Source organism: Antrihabitans spumae (assembly GCF_043944905.1).
Classification (GTDB): domain Bacteria; phylum Actinomycetota; class Actinomycetes; order Mycobacteriales; family Mycobacteriaceae; genus Antrihabitans; species Antrihabitans spumae.
Genome location: NZ_JBIMSN010000010.1, coordinates 1 through 699 on the forward strand (window position 1 = coordinate 1; position 699 = coordinate 699).

Below are 699 nucleotides of genomic sequence, written 5' to 3' on the forward strand. Positions count from 1 at the left end.
AAGATCGAAAACCCAATCCGAAACAGATCAAGCCGGCACGTCAGCCCGGAGAAAGATCTGGGTTAGCTTGGGTTCGGATTCAGGATCGTGAGTGAATTGTCTTCGACGGCATTCTGGCAGGATTGGACAGCTTCAGTCGCATCGCTGGCATTTCCCGTTTCGAAAAGGAGAACCCCATATTCGTTGTTGTCTTTATCCATGCTCGCAGTATCGAGCTCATTAGGATTGCGGCGTTCATGGAGGCTGCTAATGCTGCGCGCCCAGTCCGGCCCGACTAGCGAATCCTGTGCCATGAACGCATTCCACGTGCAATGCCTCATAGCGTCCTCTTCGCCGTCCAGCCACTCGTCACCGTTGGCATCCAACTGCCCATAGAGATCCTGGGCCACGTTCGAGGCATTGGTGGCGGCCTCAGCAGCGCGCTGGCAGGCAACCGGCTCGGGTCGATTGGGCGTGTAGACATCATCTCGGTCTCCTCCGAGGGTATACACGCAGGCGGCATAGCCTTCGAACTCCCTTAGCCAGGGATCAATTTGGCTATCCGGCCAACTGGCACTGAAGCGGAAAGCGTCAACGGGGAAAGACGGCGAGGCACCAAGGGAAAAGCTGAAGACAATCTCGTTCCCAACGATGGAGCTGTTAACCCAGATCTTTCTCCGGGCTGACGTGCCGGCTTGATCTGTTTCGGATTGGGTTTTC

Annotated in this window: 1 protein-coding gene; it reads right to left on the minus strand. The window is 56.1% G+C overall.

Going from position 1 to position 699, the window contains the following annotated elements; translation table 11 throughout:
* Positions 1-62: 62 nt before the first annotated feature.
* The coding region (locus tag ACHIRB_RS02785; protein WP_395127597.1) for a DUF6973 domain-containing protein at positions 63-699 on the minus strand (637 nt) is incomplete at its 5' end.